Raw genomic sequence first — 20,212 nt, 5'->3', positions numbered from 1 at the left:
ACGACAAATTGCTTGCCGAATTTTGCAATAAAAATACAAAATATGAGCAAAGTAATTTTTACGATCATTGGATTATTGACTGCAATTTCATTAAAAGCACAGGAAAAATGGATTATAAAATCTGAATATTTAGCACAACCAGACACCATTCTGGTTTTTAAGCCAAAGGCATATAATAAAACAGAAAAATTTCCTTTGGTGTATCTTTTACACGGTTACAGCGAAAATTACAAACAATGGTCGCAAACTACAGATTTACAGAAAATGGCCGATCAATACGGTTTTATTATTGTTACTCCCGACGGTTTTACCTCTTATTACATCAATAGCCCGATCAACAAAGGTTCGCAGTATGAAGATTTTTTCTTCAAAGAATTAGTTCCGAAAGTACATCATTCATTTAATATTGATGATAAGAATATCTTCATCAGCGGTTTAAGCATGGGTGGTTACGGTGCCTTGCGGTATTTTATTTTACATCCTGATTACTTTAATACAGCGGGTTCCACAAGCGGAGCCCTGGAAATTGATTATCTGAATTTCCAGAAGGTAAGCCAGCAATTCTGGCAGAACAACAGAATGCCAGAGGACCTGACAAAAAAGTTGGGTAATCCGAAAACCACAAATTGGAATCAATTCAGTATATCTACTCTTTTGAAACAGCATCCGGATTTTAAAAGAGCCTTTATTTTTGACTGCGGAACAGAAGACATTTTATATTCAAATTCCATCAGTTTGAAACACCAAACCGAAAGTCTGAAAATCCCGGTAACTTTTATCAGCCAGCCGGGTGACCATAATACGGAGTACTGGAGCAGGTCTATTGAGCATCATTTCGTATATTTCCAGCAGCATTTGATAAGATAGTGAACCAAAAGCGGGTGAAAAATGACTTAAAATCAATAGATTAAAAGTAAAAGTTAATCAGGTTCTTTCTCCTGGACATTTATAAATTCACCATTTTTCACAACAACCTGGTTGCCCCATTCTGTAATTGCCTCTAAAACAGGGATAAAAGTTTTTCCAAGATCTGTTAAACTGTACATTACTTTAATAGGCGGTTTTTTACCAAAAACTTTTCTTGATACTAAACCGTCTTTTTCTAATTGCTTTAACTGTAAGCTCAACGTCATTTCGGTAACTGTTGCCAGCTCTTTACGAAGTTCGCTATATCTTTTAGATTCGTCTTTCAAATGGTAAAGTATAACTGCTTTCCACTTTCCACCTACCAAATCCATGGTAAGGCTTACTGTACAAGGATATATTTTCCCTTTCAATTTCACATGATCCCCAATGCATTCTGTTTTCATTTTAATGTTATTTAGCCTATCTGTTTAGATAGTTATTGCATATTCAGTGTACTAAAAATAATTTTGTAACTCAATTAATTATAGTACAAATTTAGAAAAAATGAAAATACTAATTATTCTTGCTCATCCTGAAGAAAAAAGTTTCAATGCAGCTATGTTCAACACTGCGATCAGCACTTTAGAAAATGAAGGCCACGAAGTCAAAACAACTAACTTATATCAAGATAACTACCAGCCTGTAAGCGGAAAAGGAAATTTCACCCGGTTAAAAAATACAGATTATTTCAAACAGCAGGACGAAGAGGTATTTGCCTTACAGCAGTCTACATTCATGCCGGATATTATATCTGAACAGGAAAAAATCGAATGGTGTGAAATGATGATCTGGCAGTTTCCTTTGTATTGGTTTTCGGTCCCTGCCATCTTAAAAGGCTGGATCGACAAGGTTTTTACAATGGGGAAATTCTATGATAACGGAAAAATTTTTGACAATGGATTTTCGGCAGGGAAAAAAGCAATGCTCTCTGTGACGACCGGCGGTCCTAAAAAAAATTATGTAGATGACAGATATGGACATATAAATTCAATCTTGTTTCCAATACATCGCGGAATTCTCGAGTTTCTTGGCTTTTCAGTGGTACAGCCGGAAGTAGTTTATTCCGTAGAGCGACTTACTGAAAAGGAGAGGGAAAGTGTATTAGATACCTGGTCAAAAAGATTAATCAATATTGAGGAGGAAATCATGAAGGATTAAAAAAACAACCGGATTGAAATAGTACATTTGTATTGGCCATAAAGCCCACCACCATAATACATCCGAAAAATTGAAAAATACACTAAGCCTAATAATCCTATTTTTAACTTCCATCCATTTATATTCTCAAAAAACATACGTCTTTTTTGGTTCATTTAACAGGAATAAAACAACAGAAGGATTGTATGTGTACAAATTGGACATCATAAAAGGAAGATTATCCAAAGTAACTTTTGTAAAAGGAATTTTAAATCCATCATTTCTGACTGTATCCCCAAACGGTCAAAACATTTTTGTATGTACAGAGAGTAAAACGCCCAATGCAGGAAGTGTCAGCAGCTTTAAATTCAACCCTAAAGATGAAACACTTACTTTTATAAACAGCCAGAAAAGCGGTGGTGAAAATCCAGTCTACGTAACTGTTCATAAAAATGGTAAATGGTTAGTTAATTCCAATTATACCGAAGGCAGCGTTTCTGTATATCCATTGTCTGAAGATGGAACGATACATCCATATGTACAGAATTTTCAGTTTTCAGAGGGAAGTATCAATAAAGGAAGACAGGACAGGTCGCATATCCATGCAGCTGTTTTTTCTCCGGATTTCAAGCAGCTGTTTTTACCGGATCTCGGTGCCGATAAAATCAGGTTTTATAGGTTTGATACTGATAAAACAGAGCCTCTTCAACTGGCAAATCAACCGTACATACAATCCGCATTAGGAAGTGGGCCAAGGCACTTTACCTTTCATCCCAACGGAAAATTTGCCTATTGTATCAATGAGTTATCCGGAACTATCAATGCCTATCGGTATGAAAACTCCGGTATGGAAAGTATTCAGATAATTAATGCACATACAGACCAATACAAAGAGGAGTTTGAAAGTTCTGATATTCACATTTCCCCGGATGGTAAATTTCTATACGCTTCCAACCGCGGATACGAAAATAATATCGCTATTTTTTCAATCCTTGAAGACGGAACATTAAAAAACATTGGTTATCAGCCGACTTTCGGGAAACAGTTAAGAGTTTTTGATATGGATGAGACCGGAAAATTTTTAATTGTAACCAATGCAGCCACCGGAAATGTTTTTGTATTTAGGCGTAACCCTGAAACTGGTTTATTAAAAAAAGTGGGAGGAAGAACAAAAATTGATAGGGTTTCCAGTGTGAAAATCAGAAAGTATTAATTCAAAAAAAAATCTCTGAATTCATTGCTTTTAGTTTTATTTATTCAGATTCATTATTTTATGATTTAGTAACAAATAGGATTGCATTGATACTTATAAATCAGAAAACCCAATAAAAAATATCATCAAAACTTAAAATCATGTTACTAGCAATCCTACTTCCTTTTCTGTCTTTCATGGTCAGGGGTAAAATTCTTACCGGAATCATCTGTTTAATTTTGCAAATCACTGTCATTGGCTGGCTTCCTGCTGCCATCTGGGCTGCTTTATCCTTAAACAGTGCAAGAGCAGACCGACGCAATGAAAAACTCATTCGCACGATCAAACAAAATCAAAGATAAACAGCAGTACACCATTCATTTTTATGAAAAAAATAATTTGTACATCTTTACTCATCTTCTTTTTTAACACCTTTTTTTCTCGGGTTATTGAAACTGGAAAATACTGCACAAAAACAGAAAGATCATGTTTAACGCTGCTTCCGGACAACCGCTTTGAGCAGCTTACCAAGGCCGACATTGATCTTATCGGACTGGGCACTTACTCCATAAAAAAACAAATTCTGACCCTTAAGTATGATAAAAAACGCGGACCTGATTCTGATACAATATTTAAAATCATAAAAATAAAACCCAAAAAATTACGCTTGAAGCTACAAGTTTCGAAGAATAAAAACAAAGCTGTAACGCTCTACAGAAAATAAAAATGACCGCATTGGTCATTTTTTTATTAATCACTATAAAGTATAACATAGTAATGGAAATATATTATATCTTTGCATTACAAAATAATAATTATGATTACTAAAAAATTATTTTCAGTACTAGCATTTCTTTTGCTTTTTTGCAATATCAGCGCACAAACCTATGAAAAGAAACTAGACAGTTTAATTGCTACTGAATTCAATGACCCAAACGGACCCGGAGGTGTATTTATGGTTTCTCATAAAGGAAAAACCATTTACCGTAAAGCTTTTGGAAAGGCCAATCTGGAACTGAATGTCAATATGAATCCTGAAAATGTTTTCCAGCTTGGTTCCATGACTAAGCAATTTACATCGGTAGCTATTCTTATGCTGGAACAGCAGGGAAAATTAAACGTCAATGATCCTATTTCAAAATACATCAAGGAATATCCTTCAGGAGACAAAATCACGATCCACCATCTGCTAACCCATACTTCAGGAATCAAGGATTTTACAAAAATGAAAGCTCTGTCTACGATTGCACAGAAAGAAATGAAGCCCGCCATGATGGTAGATTTTTTCAAAAACGAACCGGTAGATTTTGCGCCCGGAGAAAAATTTGAATACAATAATTCGGGATATGTGGTGCTAGGATATATTATTGAACAGGTATCAGGCCAGACTTATGAAGATTTCATTAAAAAAAATATCTTTGAAAAAGCGGGCATGGTTCATTCTTACTATGCCACCGACCGTCAGCTTATTCCAAAAAGAGCATATGGATACCACCAAAAAGAACAGGGATTTGTCAACAGAACAGTCATCAACTTCAGTGTTCCTTTTTCATCCGGCTCTTTAATGTCAACTGTGGATGATATGCTGAAATGGCAAAAGGCTTTGAACCAAAATGTGCTTCTTAATCAAATAGAAACAAAAAAAGCCTTCCAGAAGTATAAATTAAACAACGGAGAAGAGTTCACTTACGGTTACGGATGGCATCTTAAAGACATCAATGGAACTCCGGACAGGGAGCATGGCGGAAGTATTTTTGGGTTTAAAAGTATGGGGGTATATATTCCCAGTGAAGATATGTATGTTATTGGACTCAGTAACTGTGACTGCCACTCGCCAACGGAAATGACCAGAAATATGGCAAAAATTGCATTACAGTCAGTAAAAAAATAATTGTTTTTACAAAAGATTCTGGAAACCAGACTGTATACGAATACGCAGATCTGAAAAAGCAAATAAATTTGTATACCCAATGACGAAATAATATCTTTATGATCCAAACCATTGATATGAAAAGAATTTTACAAATCCTTTTATTTGTAGTAAGTACTTCAGCATTTTCCCAGGAACAGTTTAATATTGAATTAACGGCACCTTTATTTGAAAAAGACTCCCTGTTTTTAGCGCCACCACCCACTTCAAGAAATATCATATCACTGTACAGTCTTACTTTAAATGAGAACAACAAAAATGTAAAATCTATAGGAAATTCAAAAGGAGCACTCATTAAAATCCTGCCTCAGAATAACATCAGCGGAATTGTCCCTTGCCCTTTGCCCATGATGATAATGAGTTCTAAAGAAGATAGGAAGGGGTTCTATTTGTCCGAGCTATTTTTTATTGAAAACGGGAATTTAAAAGTTCAGGTCAGTGATAAGAATTTAACGCTGGTTCTGCCACCTGATGCAACCATCAATAATGATTATAAAAAACTGAAAAAATATCTTCAACAGGTAGATGAAAAACTCAAGCCTTTTGAGAAAAATGATCCTGCAGACCTTGAAACTAAAGAAAAACTCCTTAAAGCATACATCAGAAAAAATCCGGGATCATATCCTGTCTTCTGGGAAATCATTGATGTTTTTTCAAAATATGGCTTCCATAAAAGTTACTTAACTGATCTTCCCTTATTCTCAAAAAAAATAAAAGCTTCATCATGTTTTAAGGATTTTGAAAAAATAATGTACCTTGAAAACTCAACGAATGTAGGGGGAAATTTCCCCGAAATCGATTTCGGTTCTGAAGGCAAGATCACAAAAGAGGTATTCTCAAATTATAAAATTACCATGATCGACTATTGGTCCACGAGCTGCAAACCCTGTATTCAAGAGCTCCCTGAACTTGTTAAACTGTATGAAAAGTACAAAGATAAAGGAGTGAATTTCATCAGCGTAGCAGACGAAAAAACGCAGCAGAGAATTGATCTGGCCACTAAAATATTCCAAGAGAACAATGTCAGCTGGAAAAACTATTTTGACACTACCAAAGAATTCACCAAGAAGCTCAACGCCGGAGGCTATCCGCTTTTCATTGTAGTAGACCAAAACGGAAAGATTCTTTCAAAAGAACTGGGCGGACAGGAAACTCTGGAAACTGTAATAGAACAGCATTTAAAATAATTAGGATTTAAAAATTTTTCGTTTTCCTACGGGAAGTATATGGTCCGGAACTTTTATTATCGAAAATAAGACAATAAAAAGACAGATAATATTGACAGCCAAAGCCACCGAGAAGGCTCCATAATAATGCTGTGCTGAAGGCTTCGCTCCAAGAAAATAATAGAAAATACTTCCCACCACAATAATTCCTACAATCGCAGCGGCCTGCTGAAAAGTATTGTAAACTCCCGAGGCATTGCCGGCAAGTGTTTCCGGTAGTCCTGACAAAGCAATATTAGCCAATGAAGGAATAATAGATCCCACGCCAATTCCATGAAAGAATAGCAAAAGACAAAGCACAACAAAAGGTGTTTCCCTGTCAAATAAAAGGATTTGAAGAATAAGAACGGTCATGATTAAACCTAATCCAGTTATTAAAAACTTTTTACCATATCTTAAAATCAGTTTTGCAGAAAACAGGGAGGCCAAAATAAAACCAAAGCCCTGGAAAACAATGATTTCTCCTGCTGCTAATGATCCTATCTGTAGCCCATCCTGAAAAAACAGCGACAGAATGTAAAAATAAGAATCCAGCATAATGAAGAAAAAAGAAACTGCCAGTATCCCCAGATTGAAATTTTTATAGTTGAATAAACCAAAATCCATAAGGTAAGGCTTTCCGTGCTTTAACCTCATCTTTTGATTTTTAATAAAATAAATTAAAATGAGTACTGAAAACAGCATCATTATTATACTTTTAAATTGAATTCCCTGATGTTCAGACATGGTAAGAGCATACGTAAAACAGAAAAGCCCTGCAGCCAATATGATTACACCAGCGAAATCAAAAGTATTTTTTTTAGCTGAGATTTTAGATTCATTTAATAATTTCTGACTGAAAAATATCGCCACGATACATACCGGAATATTGATAAGAAAAATAAGTCTCCAGGATTCCTGCATCAGGGTTATTGATGAGAAATAGCCCCCAAGAAACTGCCCCAGAACTGTTCCCGCGCCAATCGTGATTCCATACCAGCCCATCGCCTTCGTTCTTTCTTCATGTCCGGCAAACAGGATCTGTATCATCGACAGCACCTGCGGAGACATCAACGCTGCACTGACCCCCTGAATGAAACGGGAGATGACAAGAAGCACCGCACCAGACGAAATTCCACATACAACAGAGCTCAGCATAAAAAATAGCAAACCCATCATAAAGATCTTTTTCCTTCCATATAAATCCCCAAGCCTTCCTCCTGTGATCAGAAATGAAGCAAAACCGATAAGATAAGATGCAATCATCATCTGCATTTCGCCATTGGAAGCATGAAGGTCACGCTGGATAGACGGAATGGATACATTGATAATGAAAATATCCATGATAGTAAGCAACTGACCGGATAGTATTACCATCATTTTCAAATATGTAGAATTCATTTTTATATAGATATATCTATTTTTAAATATTAAAAAAAATTAAGACAACTGAGCCTTAACCATTTTTTGGATCTGATCAAAAGAATCTGCGCTTTTATTGATTGTAGAAGTTACCACAGCGCCTTCTATTAAAAGGAAAATATGTTCTGTAATCATTTCTATGTCAATACTCTTTTTGCCTTCTGCATATTCATAGACTAAACTTCTTATCATCCCTTTCTGTTTTTCCTTGTGGTTTTGTACAAAATCAGAAACTGCTGGATTGCTCTCTCCCACTTCAGCAATAATTTTAATGAAATGACAGCCTGCAAATGTAGAAGACTGCTGAAGCTTTTTGCGGTAAGCAATCAAGGAAAATATCTTTTCTCCCGGATCGGAAATTTTAGCCGAATGCTCTTCAAACCCTTGGAACCATTCAGTCTCTTCCTTGATCAGATAAGCCTGGAGAAGATCATTTTTGGATGAGAAATGATTGTACAGGGATCCTATGGCTATATCTGCCTCAGCAATAATCTGGTTGATACCTGTTGAGTTAAATCCCTGTCTGTAAAACAGATCCGAGGCTACTCTAATGATTCTTTCCTGTACTTTTTCTTTTTTCATCCTGAAAATTTTTACAAATGTAGATAAAAAATAGATAAATCTATCTATTTTTAAGGAAAGATAAGAATAGTTTATTTTTAGGGAGTCAAAAAACAAACTAAAAGTATGTTGAAAGCCCTACTTCTCAATTCATCCTTACGATTGATATCCGTATCTTGAGTCATTCCAAAAAAGAGATTATGCATCCGTCCAATCCTGTTGTCTACTTTGAAATGCCAGTTACCGACATGTAGTGTGCTGAACAGTTTTATACTGCACTTTTAATTTCAGCTTTGAAAAAGACAATATTCACGGTTACGAAATGTCCCTGTTTCCATCTGAAGAAAAGAGCAGTGGTATTACGGAGCTCTGGCGAAAGGTGATGTGTACAAACCGACAAAAGATGAAATTATTATTTATTTTAAAACGCAGAATATCGATCGGCCCCTGATCAGAGTACTTCAGAATGGCGGCAAAATACTCTAACTTAAAAAAATCAATGAAAAATATGGATTTGCTGTTGCTGAATTTGAAGATTCTGAGGGAAACAGAATTGCACTTCACGAAACTATACAAAGTGATTAATAATTTACTGCATAATATTTTTAATTTTAATCGCTACATATTTTGTATCTTTAGTTACCACTTTACAAAAAGATCATGTGGTACAAAGCAATGGCAGAAGAACTTTATTTCATCAAAACGAATCCGAATATTGCTAAAATCAATTTGTACAATAAACTTTGCCGTGAAGAAGAAAATATCATGAAATTTCTTCAGGCTGATCCCAAAGTAAGTCTTGAAATTATCAAAAATAAAGTAAAAGACTCGGTAGAAAATCTCTCGAAAGAGGAGCTTTCAAGCATTTTTACGTGGTTCAGCAGCATTTATCCGGCTGACCGTGAAGAGGCCAAAACCCAGCTTTTCATCCATGGACTTGATCTTTTTTATGAAATTCCGAAAGAACAGAATGTAAAAACTTTCCAGGAGATGCTTTCAGCATACGAAAATTACTCTAAACAGAAACTGGATTTTATGGTAGACGCTCAACATTTCAATCAGTTCCTTCTTTACGGATTGTTTTTCACAGACATCTCTTTAAAAGAAAAAGGAAACTCTACCACTCTTTCTCATTATTTGAAAACAGATTATCCGTCTTTATATGCCCTTGCGGAAGATCATTTCCGGACAAAAGGTTCTGAGGAGAATAATGATCTTGCTTTGCAGAACTACTTTGGAGAACTGTATGATCTGACTAAATTTTATAAAGGATCAATTATTCAGCTTCACACTTTATAGCGCCGTTTTTGTTATTTAGAGTACATGCATTGAGCCTAAATGCATAAAAATTTGATTTCCTTCCAGACTACAGATTTTAACAACTGTCAAATATAAATTAGATCATTTGTTCTAATTTTGAAATATGATTTAAACTCTCTTATATTTGGACCATGAAAACCAAGGATAAAATATTGTCAAAAGCGATGGAGCTGTTCAATGAAAAAGGCTATAATAATATCACAACAAGGCATATTGCAGCCGGTCTGAACATCAGTGCGGGAAATCTGCATTACCATTTTAAACATTCAGAGGATATTATCAAAATCCTTTTTTCCGAACTGGTCATTAAAATGGACATTTTATTCAATGATTTACAGACTATAGAAAATAAAACACTGGAGGATCTGTATCATTTTACTTTTTCAATGTATGAAATCTTTTATTCTTTCCGGTTTATTTTCATGAATTTCTTTGATATTTTAAATCATATTCCAGCCATACAGTCCCAGTATGAATCCATTAACATTACCAGAAAGAATGAATTTCAGATGATTTTCAAGGGTTTTCAGAAAAATAATATTTTTAGAGATGATATTCCTGACTTTATTCTGAAAAGCCTCACCACCCAAATATTTATTATAGCAGATAACTGGATTATTCATAACAGCCTTGCTTTTAAGCTCAACAAAGATGAAGCAGTAAAACATTATGCATTGATACAGATGAACCTGTTTTATCCGTTGCTTGCTGAGGAACAGCAGAAGCTTTATGAAGAAAAATATATCAGTTAGATCATGATCATCAGAAAAGGAAATATTAACGACCTGACGGAGATGCTTAAGATTTTTACAGATACTATTACTGCTATCTGTAAACACGATTACAATAGCGATCAGATTAATGCATGGAAATCCGGCGCGGAAAATGAGGAAAGGTGGCTCCAGGTTATAGATCATCAATTTGTTATTGTAGCTAAAGTTAATGGTCAAATGGCAGGGTTTTGCACCCTCGATCAAGGAAATTATATCGATCTTCTTTTTGTTCACAAAGATTTTCAGCAACAGGGAGTTGCCCGGAAAATGTATACTTTTATAGAACAGGAAGTCACACTTCGGAAGGAAAAGTTACTCTCTTCTGATGTAAGTAAAACAGCAAGATCTTTCTTTGAGAAAATGGGTTTCAAAGTGATCAGCGAACAGACTGTTGACATAAAAGGAATTGGTCTTACCAACTATAAAATGGAAAAAGAACTGAATTAAAAACTGTACAATGCAGAATTTAAACCCGGAATATCATCAGTTAAAAATATCAGTTCCAAAAGAATTCGAAAACGTATTCACGCATTTTTACTACGCGAAAAACAATTCTTCACATCCTGTTACAAAAACTCTGCTCCCCTCCTACCAAACGATTATGCTGTTCTGCTTTGGAGAAAATGCTTTTATGACAACCCGGGAGCAAACCACAGTTGAAGTTAATCAGTGTATTGTTTTAGGGCCAGTACGCCAACCCATTGAATATACATTGCCGGCAGGAACTTCAATTCTTGTTGCCAATTTTAAGGATGATGCATTTTACCGGTTTTTTGGACAAGCTGTGATTTCCAGCCAGGGAATACATCCTGGTAAGCTTTTGCAGGACAATTGTTTTACGGAACTCTGGCATCAGATCTCGGTTTTACCTTCTCCGGAAGAAAAAGTCAATTATATACTAAGCTTTTGCAGACCTTACCTGCAGGATCAGGATAAAATAATCATGCTATTAAGCCATTTCGAAAACAACGGCCTGAATCCCATTAAAACCATTGCAGAACAGACCCGCCAAAGCGAAAGAAATATTCAGCTCAAACAGAAAAAGCAGTTAGGATATTCTTCCAAAGAATTAGCACGCTACACTCGTTTTCTGAAAGCTATCACGACCATTGAAAAAGAACTGGGAAACGACAAAAAAATTGAATGGTTCAGTATTATTGATGAATGCGGCTATTTCGATCAGAGTCAGCTTATCCACGATTTTAAACATTTTATAAATATTTCTCCATCCCAATATTTAAAATTTCAGAAAGACATCTGCCGCTCCGGTTCAGAATAATTCTATTTCGTTTTCTTACAATTTTTGCTGTTTTTGCTGCTCTACATTTGTCTCATAATTTAAATACTAAAAACAATGAGACATTTAATCATTTATGCCCATCCCAATGAAAAAAGCCTGAACAACCATCTGCTTCAAACTGTTATTGAAAATCTGGAGAGAGGCAATCACGAGATCGAAATAAGAGATCTGAACACAATAGGATTTAATCCAGTCTTTTCACTGGAAGATATGCAGGGCCAGATGGCAGGAAAAGTTTCGGATGATGTAAAAACGGAGCAGAATTATATTTCATGGGCAGAACAGATTACCTTTATCTATCCGATCTGGTGGACCGGAATGCCGGCTATTATGAAAGGCTATATTGATCGTGTTTTCAGTTACGGTTTCGCCTACCGATATGATCAGGGCATACAAAAGGGCCTGTTAAAAGGGAAAAAAGCAGTCATTATCAATACCCACGGAAAATCTCACGAAGAATATGAACGTATGGGCATGGACAAAGCGCTTACCCTCACTTCGGATAATGGAATTTTCCTGTACAGCGGCTTTGAAATTATTCAACACTTCTTTTTTGACAAGGCTGATAAAGCATCTCCTGGGGAAGTGGACATTTGGAAAGAACAGATCATGAACACATATTCGCAGCCGGTTTTTAACCTTTAAAATTTCTACGGATTACCTCGCTCACCGGCCTCGGAAGCTAGAGCTTTAAAAAAATTAAAATTTGATCCGTTAAAAAATTCCCACTGTCTGAGTGCAGGTAGCATATCCAACTGAAACGGTTACAGCAAATCCGCACGAGTTTTGGGGATTTTAGGATCAAATTTTAATTTTTAGCGAAAGATTCCAGCCTTGAATTTTTGGTTCATTTTGTTTCAAGACAAAAGAACTCATGAAATAATAAATCATAAAATACGCATTATTTATAATGATTCTTTATTTTGCTTATGAGAGATTTATGGCATGGAATTAGCTCCACGACCGATAAGTAAAATTGTTTTGAAACCTTTATTTTAGACCATTAAGATTGATAAACTGTTAAGAACAGTAAGTTTTTTTAAATCTTAACTGATATGGAACTTTACAGCAGATCTTAATGGTTTAAATATTGGAATACTAATAAAAAGCTTTTACATTTGTATTATCGATGAAACATTTAAACAGCATATTGCGTCTCCCTTTTTTCAGTGAATATTACGCCCCGACGAACCGTTCGGGAAGACTTTCTATATCTGTAATTTAACAAGAATAATTTAATTTATATATAGAGCCCGGACAGTATTGTCCGGGCTTTTTTTCATTTAAAATCAAGAAGATGATCAGCACACTAAAAGAAAGCACAGCCATTATTCTTCCGGAAAACGGTCTGGAAGAGAAACTGAAACAGGCTGAACAGGAAAACAGGAAATTAATTATCAAGCTGGGATTTGATCCTACCGCTCCGGACCTGCATCTGGGCCATGCTGTCGTGCTCAAAAAACTGAGACAGTTTCAGGAACTGGGACATCAGATTGTGATTGTGGTTGGAAGTTTTACAGCCAGAATTGGTGATCCGACAGGGAAAAATAAGGCAAGGAAACCGCTAAGTGTTGAAGATGTCAGTCATAATGCACAGACGTATATCAATCAGCTTTCGAAAATCATTGATGTGGAAAAAACCAAAATCGTTTTTAATTCCGATTGGCTGGATGCACTCAACTTTTCAGAAGTGATTCAGTTGATGTCAAAGGTAACAGTAGCCCAACTAATGCACCGGAATGATTTCAATAAAAGGTTCACGGAAAATACTCCAATTGCCATGCATGAGCTTGTGTACCCTATCCTCCAGGGCTTCGATTCTGTACAGATTGAAAGTGATATTGAAATGGGCGGAACGGATCAGCTTTTCAACTGCACCATGGGAAGACAGCTTCAGGAAGTTCATCTTATGTCAGCGCAGGTTGTAATGTGTATGCCTCTTCTGAAGGGTCTTGACGGTAAAGAAAAAATGAGTAAGTCGCTGAACAATATTATTGGCCTGACTGATGAACCTAATGAAATGTTTGGAAAAACCATGTCGATCCCGGATAGCCTGATTAATGAATTCATTGATCTGGCTTCTGATTTTTCTGTTGAAGAAAAAATTGATTTGAAATTAAAATTAGAGAATGGTGAAAACCCGATGAATATTAAGAAGCTGATTGCTAAGAATATCATTACCCAATACCATGACCGTGCAGCAACAGAGCTTGCAGAAGAATTTTTCAGCAGCCAGTTTCAAAGCAAAAATGCTGAAGAAAAAGTCTATGAACCTGTTTCTCTAGCTTCACTTCGTCATAGAAAAAAGCTGATAACACTGGTAGAACTCTGCAGTCAGTTAAAAAGTGACCTCAGCAAATCGGCGGTCCGAAGAATGATCCAAAGCGGAGGCATTCAGGTTAATCATATCAAAATAACAGATCCTGATGAAGAGATTGAATTACTTTCACAGACAAAAGTAAAAATCGGAAGAACAGATTTTTTTGAACTCGTTTGAATCTTCAGAATCGTGAGGTAATTTTCAATATATTCGTTTCATTAAATAAAAGTGATGAGCTATATTATGGTCGATATTGAATCGGATGGCCCGATTCCCGGAGATTTTTCAATGATCTGTTTCGGAGCAGTCCTTGTGAATGAGGAACTGGATACTACGTTCTACGGAAAACTGAAACCTGTTTCGGAAAAATTCAATCCGGATGCTTTGGCTGTTTCGGGCTTCAGCAGGGAAGAAACGATGCAGTTTGATGATCCAAAAGAAGTGATGCTGGAATTTGAAGAATGGATTGAGAAAAACTCCAAAGGAAGACCTATTTTCATCAGTGATAATAACGGTTTCGACTGGATGTTTATCTGCTGGTACTTTCATCATTTTACCGGGAAAAATCCTTTCGGTTATTCATCAAGAAGGCTTTCTGATCTGTATTGCGGACTGGAAAAAGATACTTTCGCGCAATGGAAACATCTCCGTAAAACAGAACACACGCATCATCCTGTAGACGATGCAAAAGGAAATGCCGAAGTTTTGCTGTATATGAAAAAGGAAATGGGGTTAAAGATCGCGCTAAAATAAGATCACCTTATTGCTTCAAACCTGATCTCAAAAACAACTTATGAACATGACTATCACCTATAGAAAAGCCTCAGAAAACGACATTGATTATCTTCTTGATTTAAGAACAAAAACCATGAATCCGCACTATGCCGATTCCAACCTCCCAACGGATAAAGAAACAACGCTTCAGAGAATTCTGTATCAATTTGAGAAAGCCCATATCATCCTTTTAAACAATGAACCTGCCGGATTACTAAAGATCAGCAAAGCTGAGGATAAAACAGAAGTTCTGCAGCTTCAGATAGACCCCAGCCAACAAGGGAAAGGACTGGGAAAAACGATTTTAACAGATATTCTGGAGGAAGCTTCCGCAGAAGAAAAAATAGTTTCATTAAGTGTATTAAAAACCAATAAGGCCCAAAACTTATATAAAAGTTTAGGCTTTAAAGTTGTGGATGAGGATGAGTATTCTTATTTTATGGAGTTTCAAGGTGGCTTTAGATTAGTTTAACCACAATAGCCTCAGAAGTTTTTAAACACTTAAGTTATTTTTTAAGCTAAATACTTGGTGGATAAGAAGTACACATAAGTTCTCAAAAATCAAAGATTTTTATACTGGATAATATGCGTAAACATCCGTGAAAATCTGTGCAATCCGTGGTTAAAAAACATCAACCACAAAAGTCACAAAAGATTTTAAACACTTAAGTTATTTTTCTAAGTTAAATACCTTGTGAATAAGAAGCACACAGAAGTTTTAAGAAAAAATCGAAGATTTTTATTCAGACAATATCCATAAACATCCGTGAAAATCTGTGTAATCCGTGGTTAAAAAAAGATTATTAACTCTAAAAAAATTATGATTGATTCGCCAAAGTAACAAAGATGAGCCTCCCTCCTTCTTCGGCAGACAAAAGTATTTTCTTTCCATCAGTAAGCTCTACCATAGATCCCGGTGGAATCTCTTTCTGTTCCGTAACATCCTTCATCGAAGTCAGACTCTGATTCACCAGCACCCATCTTCCTTCATGAAAAGTGAAATATCCGACCGGCATTTTATCCTGCATCGTAAGATTTTCATTTCTGATGACCTTTCTTGACACATGCCATTTGAATAAATACTGGTTGTTATAAACCATCAATCGGTGGTTTTCAGGTTTCCAGACCTCATCATCAAATTTAAAATACAGATCCAGTACAGGAAGCGTTCCCCGGTGTGGTGTTCCGCAGAAAGGACATTTCGGGTTACTGGTATTATCGAAGACGTACCATTTTTCGGTACATTCCGGATTGTGACAGGGCTGAATCAGATCGGCAGTCTTTAGCAGGGCGGTTTCCCATTCATTGGCAGTTGGACGTCGGATCGGGTCGTGAAGCCCGTCTATAAATGCTTTTTTAAACAGTTCGGAAAGATAAGGACCCGCAGCCGTAAAAGGAATTTTCTGAGGATCGCCCCAGAATGCGTCCCATTTTCTGAGGTGGTCAGCTTTTACCTGATTGGACGGATCCTGGAAATGTTCTATGAATAAAGCTTTTTCACCCATAGAAATGATCTCATCTTTTTCGGAATCCAGATCCCAGATTTTCCCTCCTCTCAAAGGATGTCTTCTGAACAGGTACATATAAATCAGCACCGCCAGTGCATGAAGATCAGTCTTCTGATTAGGCAGATGCCTTCCGGGATCCTGCATGCTCAGATGTTTGGTCTTTAAAACTTCAGGAGCAATAAAATCAGCCGTTCCGATGACTTCCGGCGGGAAGAGCTTTGGAACAACCAATCCGTCTATATCAATAATACAGGCAGATTTCGTCACTGGATCTATCAGAATATTGTTGTAGGAAAGATCGGAATGCGCCAGTCCCATCTGGTGAAGCTTTTTCACGCCTCTGCTGATATTGATGGTGATCTGAAAATAGCTCAGCCAATCTCCGAGTTCCGAATGATCCAGCCGAAGCGGATATTGCTGGTTTCTGAACATGGGAGCAGTGAACCATTTCCCAACCTTATCCTGACCCTTGATATTATCTGATCCGATGTATCCCTTCGCAAAGAAGAATTTTTTGTGGTAAACAGGAACCACAATTCCTGTCAGCTTATTTTTTTCTACAATATCATACGGCCATCTGAATATTTCGTTCAGAAAATAATCCGATGAATTTCCGTTCTGTATATTTCCGAGATAAGTGGAAACAATCCTCATGATACGCTCTTTCTGTCCGGCATCCAGAGGAGTGCGGTAAAATGCCACCACATATTCCCTGTCCGGCGAAAAATAGACATCTTTCACTCCGCCCCGAATCGGACTTTCATCTACGTATTCATAAGATTTTGCTGTATCCAGGATAGAAGCAACTTTAACGGTTTTTTTCATGTTTAATAGATTATGGCCAGTGTTCTGTCATCATGATTTCCCCGGCTCCAGAAATCGGTCCAGGCAAGAAGCTGTTGATCAATATGAGTATCGTTAATAAAATCTACTTTCGTCCGGTCATCGTTGTTGCCGGCCAGATCATTAAAGAATGCTTTCCAGCTGTCAATATCTTCAAGCTTGTTTTCTGTCATGAATTTCGGGTCGTAAATACCATCCGTCATCAGTACGAGATAGGAAAAATCATTCACACAGGTTATTCCAAATCTTGAAACCATATCATCACTGAAGATCTCTTTCATCGTGATAAAACGGGTTCCGCCGCCAAATTCTCCAACATCCATTTGATTCAGAAGCTTTACTTCAGAAAAATCAGGACTGATCAGGTTGATCGGGCAGTCTCCCACTCCAAAAGTGAGAATGACATAACCGAAATCAAACTTTTTTGTCAGCGCAAAAATCAGTGTTGTGTGGAAATCTTTTATAGAAAATGAATGCTCTGCTGCCGTTTGATCCAAAATATTATAAACATGAAGAACACCTTTATACAAGAGCTTTAAAACATTTTCTCCGGCTTCGGACTGTATTTCTTTTGATGAATCAGAACTATTATAAACGATTTCAATATTTTGTTCGATTCTGTTTAAAATTTCTTCTGAATTGAAAAAACTGTTTACAGAAACGACTGCCAATCTTGAACCTTCTCTTGCCATAATTGCGGAGCCAGCACCGTCAGCAACTGAAACAATGCTCCAACCTCCGGGAAGCTCGTTCACCGCAAAATCATCATCTCTGAATTTTCCTTCATGGGCATGTGAACGTCCCCTTTTTGAAACAACGGTGATTTTTTTATTCAGAAATTTCCCTTCGTAGGAGGTTTCATCAGGTTTATGGTAAACATCGTTGGTGTCGGATGGAATATTCTTCCAAAGGTCTTTCGGATCTGCATTCACGAACAGATGTACTTTTTTGATCTCCGTACTGTCTTCATCATGGGTATGATAGAATTCAATATCCAGATCATGGACACTGTTTACATACGGAATTCCGGATATTTTGTTGTTCTCGAAGGTAAGTCCTGTCTCCCGAAGATTGGTGATATTTTTAATCTTTATATTCGGAAAGTCATCCATCTCAAAACGGTATTCATAAAACTGCTTTGAACTGGCATTTTTAAGCACCAGATGAACTTCTTTAAATTCTTCTATTTCTCTGTAAATAAGAGCTTTTTCCATGGTTTTATGTTGGGTTTTGGCAATAGGATTTCCTTTCGTTATCCCAGCGTTCGGTTAATATCAAATCCTTCGCTGGAAAATCCGTAATAATCCGAAGTTCCGCACCATGGGCATTTGTTATAGCCTTCTCCTTTCAGGCAATGAATTCCGCCGCATGAGCAGGTTGCCAATGCGATGGGATTGGCACAATGAGGACATGACGTTCCTCCCTGAAGTTCTTCTATGGAAATTTTAAGATTATTTTTCTGGGAAGAGGAAAGCCTGTAATAGGATTTTTCGTCAATTTTATAGGCTCCATCCAATCTGTAATATCTGGTAGACATTCCCGGTATGCTTGATTCGGCGAATGTTTTTTTAAACTTCATTAAATACAGTTTCTCCGTTTCTGAGCATTTCCCGTTTAAAACAACAAAATTATTATCCGGAAACTTCTGCTCGAGTTCAGGATCTACTTTTTCGAGAATAATAGAATCGATCTTGGAAAGATTAATTCCTTCTTTATTAGCTTCGGTAACACTCTGGCTGGTTGTTTTAATGGAATCTGTCACCCATTTGAAAAATTCTTTATAGGAATTTTCATCAGAATTATTGAACAGTAAAACATTGTCCGACAAAGTCCCAAGCAGCTTATAATTGGTATTTTCGCCTATTGAAACCGCAATCGTATTGGGTTTTCCATGGTATTTATTGTTCCATCTTTCGATAGCTTTTGTAGCATCATCGGTAGGAACGCCGTCTGTAAAAAGAAAAACAATCGGTTTCCAGTCGCCTTTTCTTTCGTAAGTTGTCTTCACAATATCCCTGTCTATGCAGTCCATCACTTTAATAAGCCCCTGAGACAGCGATGTACCGCTTCCAATCGGGATTTTTGGAGGATAAAAGCTGATGATATCCTGAAGCGGCGTAATGACCTCAGCCTCTCCCGCGAAACCTATAATGGAAATATAGACCGTTTCCAACGAATACGGGTCTTTCTTTAATTCTCTGATGATATTGGCAATACCTTCCTGTACCTGCTCAATAGGTTCTCCAACCATAGATTCGGAGACATCGACTAAAAAATAAATGGGCAGTCTTCTCATGATTATAAAGACAAGTGATTTAGATAATAATATTAAGTTCGGATGGCGGCGGAGGCAGCGGCTTACTTTCTCCCATTCCCTGTGATTTTCCTCCCATCGTGATGGAGGAACTTACCCATTTGAAAAATGAGGAAAGCGTAATCGCATCGGTAGTATCCAGTTTTACCACGTGATCTGTAAGCTCCTTCAGAAACTGCTCATCTGCTTTTGGACCTGCTGCACAACCTACGATAGCGCCAAATTCCAGATCTCTGATCACAGGGATCATTTGTCTGTATTTCTGGATATCGGAAGGCTTTCCGTCAGTAAATATGAACAGCAGCGGCCGCCAGTCTTCTTTTTCATCCGAAGATCCTTTGATCAGTTCTTTTTTCACCAATTCCGCAACCATTTCCAATGCTGCACCGGTATGAGTTGGCCCACTGTCCGGACAGGTAATTTCCATAGGATAAAAACTGGCCAGATCGGTCAGCGGAATGATATTTTTAACCTCACGGTCGAAAGTAATCACACTCAGATGAAGGCTGTCCATCGCCTGGGGATCTGCCCGGAGCATGCTTATCAGCCCGTTAAATCCGTTATTCAGTGCCTGGATGGGTTCTCCGTTCATAGAACCTGAAGTATCCAGTAAAAAGTATGCTAATAATCTCCTGCTCATGGTATGGTGTTAATTCTGAAGCCGGCAGCGGAAGTTGAAAACTTCCCTGCCGGCTTTATGTTTGATA

General features: G+C 37.0%; 22 protein-coding genes. 15 read left to right on the top strand and 7 right to left on the bottom strand.

Annotated elements, in window-relative coordinates; genetic code table 11:
• Window positions 1-42 precede the first annotated feature (42 nt).
• The gene (locus DRF61_RS09715; protein ID WP_111956434.1) at window positions 43-867 is read left to right on the top strand and encodes an alpha/beta hydrolase; all 825 of its coding nucleotides are present in this window, start codon (window positions 43-45) and stop codon (window positions 865-867) included.
• A 53-nt stretch (window positions 868-920) separates the two neighbouring features.
• On the opposite strand, the gene DRF61_RS09710 is transcribed toward DRF61_RS09715, so the two are convergent.
• Window positions 921-1,310, bottom strand: a complete 390-nt coding sequence (locus DRF61_RS09710; protein ID WP_111956432.1) for a winged helix-turn-helix transcriptional regulator — start codon at window positions 1,308-1,310, stop codon at window positions 921-923.
• Between the two features lie 100 nt (window positions 1,311-1,410).
• Between DRF61_RS09710 and DRF61_RS09705 the strand changes: the two genes are divergently transcribed.
• The 6 genes from DRF61_RS09705 to DRF61_RS09680 all read left to right on the top strand — a co-directional run bounded on the left by DRF61_RS09705 (window position 1,411) and on the right by DRF61_RS09680 (window position 6,352).
• Entirely contained in the window at window positions 1,411-2,064 is a 654-nt protein-coding gene (locus DRF61_RS09705; protein ID WP_111956430.1) for an NAD(P)H-dependent oxidoreductase, read from the top strand.
• 70 nt (window positions 2,065-2,134) lie between these two features.
• Window positions 2,135-3,256, top strand: a complete 1,122-nt coding sequence (locus DRF61_RS09700; protein WP_111956428.1) for a lactonase family protein — start codon at window positions 2,135-2,137, stop codon at window positions 3,254-3,256.
• A 140-nt stretch (window positions 3,257-3,396) separates the two neighbouring features.
• Window positions 3,397-3,597: a YqaE/Pmp3 family membrane protein gene (locus DRF61_RS09695; protein ID WP_202974502.1), complete on the top strand. Its 201-nt coding sequence runs from the start codon at window positions 3,397-3,399 to the stop codon at window positions 3,595-3,597.
• 23 nt (window positions 3,598-3,620) lie between these two features.
• On the top strand, window positions 3,621-3,959 hold the full coding sequence (locus DRF61_RS09690) for a hypothetical protein (protein ID WP_111956424.1): 339 nt from the start codon (window positions 3,621-3,623) through the stop codon (window positions 3,957-3,959).
• Window positions 3,960-4,052: 93 nt separating this feature from the next.
• Window positions 4,053-5,126 carry a serine hydrolase domain-containing protein gene (locus tag DRF61_RS09685; RefSeq protein WP_111956422.1) on the top strand — a complete coding sequence of 358 codons (1,074 nt, stop codon included), beginning with the start codon at window positions 4,053-4,055 and terminating at the stop codon, window positions 5,124-5,126.
• A gap of 116 nt (window positions 5,127-5,242) precedes the next feature.
• Window positions 5,243-6,352, top strand: a complete 1,110-nt coding sequence (locus DRF61_RS09680; protein ID WP_157963376.1) for a TlpA family protein disulfide reductase — start codon at window positions 5,243-5,245, stop codon at window positions 6,350-6,352.
• Here DRF61_RS09680 and DRF61_RS09675 read toward each other — a convergent pair whose 3' ends face one another.
• Together DRF61_RS09675 and DRF61_RS09670 are read right to left on the bottom strand one after the other, a co-directional pair.
• Window positions 6,353-7,750 (bottom strand): MFS transporter, encoded by a 1,398-nt coding sequence (locus tag DRF61_RS09675; RefSeq protein WP_228452642.1) that lies wholly within the window; start codon window positions 7,748-7,750, stop codon window positions 6,353-6,355.
• A gap of 60 nt (window positions 7,751-7,810) precedes the next feature.
• Window positions 7,811-8,374 (bottom strand): TetR/AcrR family transcriptional regulator, encoded by a 564-nt coding sequence (locus DRF61_RS09670; protein WP_111956416.1) that lies wholly within the window; start codon window positions 8,372-8,374, stop codon window positions 7,811-7,813.
• A gap of 654 nt (window positions 8,375-9,028) precedes the next feature.
• Here DRF61_RS09670 and DRF61_RS09660 point away from each other — a divergent pair.
• From DRF61_RS09660 to DRF61_RS09625, 8 genes are all read left to right on the top strand, one after another.
• Entirely contained in the window at window positions 9,029-9,652 is a 624-nt protein-coding gene (locus tag DRF61_RS09660) for a hypothetical protein (RefSeq protein WP_111956894.1), read from the top strand.
• A 152-nt stretch (window positions 9,653-9,804) separates the two neighbouring features.
• Window positions 9,805-10,425 carry a TetR/AcrR family transcriptional regulator gene (locus tag DRF61_RS09655; protein WP_111956414.1) on the top strand — a complete coding sequence of 207 codons (621 nt, stop codon included), beginning with the start codon at window positions 9,805-9,807 and terminating at the stop codon, window positions 10,423-10,425.
• Window positions 10,426-10,428: 3 nt separating this feature from the next.
• Window positions 10,429-10,893 (top strand): GNAT family N-acetyltransferase, encoded by a 465-nt coding sequence (locus DRF61_RS09650; RefSeq protein ID WP_111956412.1) that lies wholly within the window; start codon window positions 10,429-10,431, stop codon window positions 10,891-10,893.
• Between the two features lie 10 nt (window positions 10,894-10,903).
• Complete coding sequence (locus tag DRF61_RS09645; RefSeq protein ID WP_111956410.1) at window positions 10,904-11,725, top strand: helix-turn-helix domain-containing protein; 822 nt, start codon at window positions 10,904-10,906, stop codon at window positions 11,723-11,725.
• Between the two features lie 75 nt (window positions 11,726-11,800).
• Entirely contained in the window at window positions 11,801-12,391 is a 591-nt protein-coding gene (locus DRF61_RS09640; RefSeq protein WP_111956408.1) for an NAD(P)H-dependent oxidoreductase, read from the top strand.
• A 652-nt stretch (window positions 12,392-13,043) separates the two neighbouring features.
• Window positions 13,044-14,243 (top strand): tyrosine--tRNA ligase, encoded by a 1,200-nt coding sequence (gene tyrS, locus DRF61_RS09635; protein WP_111956406.1) that lies wholly within the window; start codon window positions 13,044-13,046, stop codon window positions 14,241-14,243.
• 54 nt (window positions 14,244-14,297) lie between these two features.
• Window positions 14,298-14,819 (top strand): 3'-5' exonuclease, encoded by a 522-nt coding sequence (locus DRF61_RS09630; protein WP_111956404.1) that lies wholly within the window; start codon window positions 14,298-14,300, stop codon window positions 14,817-14,819.
• 40 nt (window positions 14,820-14,859) lie between these two features.
• Complete coding sequence (locus DRF61_RS09625) at window positions 14,860-15,312, top strand: GNAT family N-acetyltransferase (RefSeq protein WP_228452644.1); 453 nt, start codon at window positions 14,860-14,862, stop codon at window positions 15,310-15,312.
• Window positions 15,313-15,658: 346 nt separating this feature from the next.
• Here DRF61_RS09625 and DRF61_RS09620 read toward each other — a convergent pair whose 3' ends face one another.
• The 4 genes from DRF61_RS09620 to DRF61_RS09605 are packed head-to-tail and all read right to left on the bottom strand — an operon-like array spanning window position 15,659 to window position 20,145.
• Window positions 15,659-17,173, bottom strand: a complete 1,515-nt coding sequence (locus tag DRF61_RS09620) for a helix-hairpin-helix domain-containing protein (protein ID WP_111956402.1) — start codon at window positions 17,171-17,173, stop codon at window positions 15,659-15,661.
• Between the two features lie 2 nt (window positions 17,174-17,175).
• Window positions 17,176-18,405 carry a PP2C family serine/threonine-protein phosphatase gene (locus DRF61_RS09615; RefSeq protein WP_111956400.1) on the bottom strand — a complete coding sequence of 410 codons (1,230 nt, stop codon included), beginning with the start codon at window positions 18,403-18,405 and terminating at the stop codon, window positions 17,176-17,178.
• A gap of 38 nt (window positions 18,406-18,443) precedes the next feature.
• Window positions 18,444-19,487: a TerY-C metal binding domain-containing protein gene (locus DRF61_RS09610; RefSeq protein WP_111956398.1), complete on the bottom strand. Its 1,044-nt coding sequence runs from the start codon at window positions 19,485-19,487 to the stop codon at window positions 18,444-18,446.
• A 19-nt stretch (window positions 19,488-19,506) separates the two neighbouring features.
• Window positions 19,507-20,145 (bottom strand): vWA domain-containing protein, encoded by a 639-nt coding sequence (locus tag DRF61_RS09605; RefSeq protein WP_111956396.1) that lies wholly within the window; start codon window positions 20,143-20,145, stop codon window positions 19,507-19,509.
• Window positions 20,146-20,212 lie beyond the last annotated feature (67 nt).

The sequence above is a fragment of the Chryseobacterium lathyri genome, from assembly GCF_003290185.1.
Taxonomy (GTDB): Bacteria; Bacteroidota; Bacteroidia; order Flavobacteriales; family Weeksellaceae; genus Chryseobacterium; species Chryseobacterium lathyri.
Note: the sequence above shows the minus strand (reverse complement) of the source record. Positions and strands in the feature narration are given on the sequence as shown.

Coding starts and splice junctions, on each gene's coding strand:
- DRF61_RS09710 (WP_111956432.1), bottom strand. CDS start 1,310: ATGAAAACAGAATGCATTGGGGATCATGTGAAATTGAAAGGGAAAATA.
- DRF61_RS09695 (WP_202974502.1), top strand. CDS start 3,397: ATGTTACTAGCAATCCTACTTCCTTTTCTGTCTTTCATGGTCAGGGGT.
- DRF61_RS09650 (WP_111956412.1), top strand. CDS start 10,429: ATGATCATCAGAAAAGGAAATATTAACGACCTGACGGAGATGCTTAAG.
- DRF61_RS09715 (WP_111956434.1), top strand. CDS start 43: ATGAGCAAAGTAATTTTTACGATCATTGGATTATTGACTGCAATTTCA.
- DRF61_RS09605 (WP_111956396.1), bottom strand. CDS start 20,145: ATGAGCAGGAGATTATTAGCATACTTTTTACTGGATACTTCAGGTTCT.
- DRF61_RS09660 (WP_111956894.1), top strand. CDS start 9,029: ATGGCAGAAGAACTTTATTTCATCAAAACGAATCCGAATATTGCTAAA.
- DRF61_RS09645 (WP_111956410.1), top strand. CDS start 10,904: ATGCAGAATTTAAACCCGGAATATCATCAGTTAAAAATATCAGTTCCA.
- DRF61_RS09655 (WP_111956414.1), top strand. CDS start 9,805: ATGAAAACCAAGGATAAAATATTGTCAAAAGCGATGGAGCTGTTCAAT.
- DRF61_RS09610 (WP_111956398.1), bottom strand. CDS start 19,487: ATGAGAAGACTGCCCATTTATTTTTTAGTCGATGTCTCCGAATCTATG.
- DRF61_RS09625 (WP_228452644.1), top strand. CDS start 14,860: ATGAACATGACTATCACCTATAGAAAAGCCTCAGAAAACGACATTGAT.
- DRF61_RS09630 (WP_111956404.1), top strand. CDS start 14,298: ATGAGCTATATTATGGTCGATATTGAATCGGATGGCCCGATTCCCGGA.
- DRF61_RS09680 (WP_157963376.1), top strand. CDS start 5,243: ATGAAAAGAATTTTACAAATCCTTTTATTTGTAGTAAGTACTTCAGCA.
- tyrS (WP_111956406.1), top strand. CDS start 13,044: ATGATCAGCACACTAAAAGAAAGCACAGCCATTATTCTTCCGGAAAAC.
- DRF61_RS09705 (WP_111956430.1), top strand. CDS start 1,411: ATGAAAATACTAATTATTCTTGCTCATCCTGAAGAAAAAAGTTTCAAT.
- DRF61_RS09670 (WP_111956416.1), bottom strand. CDS start 8,374: ATGAAAAAAGAAAAAGTACAGGAAAGAATCATTAGAGTAGCCTCGGAT.
- DRF61_RS09640 (WP_111956408.1), top strand. CDS start 11,801: ATGAGACATTTAATCATTTATGCCCATCCCAATGAAAAAAGCCTGAAC.
- DRF61_RS09615 (WP_111956400.1), bottom strand. CDS start 18,405: ATGGAAAAAGCTCTTATTTACAGAGAAATAGAAGAATTTAAAGAAGTT.
- DRF61_RS09690 (WP_111956424.1), top strand. CDS start 3,621: ATGAAAAAAATAATTTGTACATCTTTACTCATCTTCTTTTTTAACACC.
- DRF61_RS09620 (WP_111956402.1), bottom strand. CDS start 17,173: ATGAAAAAAACCGTTAAAGTTGCTTCTATCCTGGATACAGCAAAATCT.
- DRF61_RS09675 (WP_228452642.1), bottom strand. CDS start 7,750: ATGATGGTAATACTATCCGGTCAGTTGCTTACTATCATGGATATTTTC.
- DRF61_RS09685 (WP_111956422.1), top strand. CDS start 4,053: ATGATTACTAAAAAATTATTTTCAGTACTAGCATTTCTTTTGCTTTTT.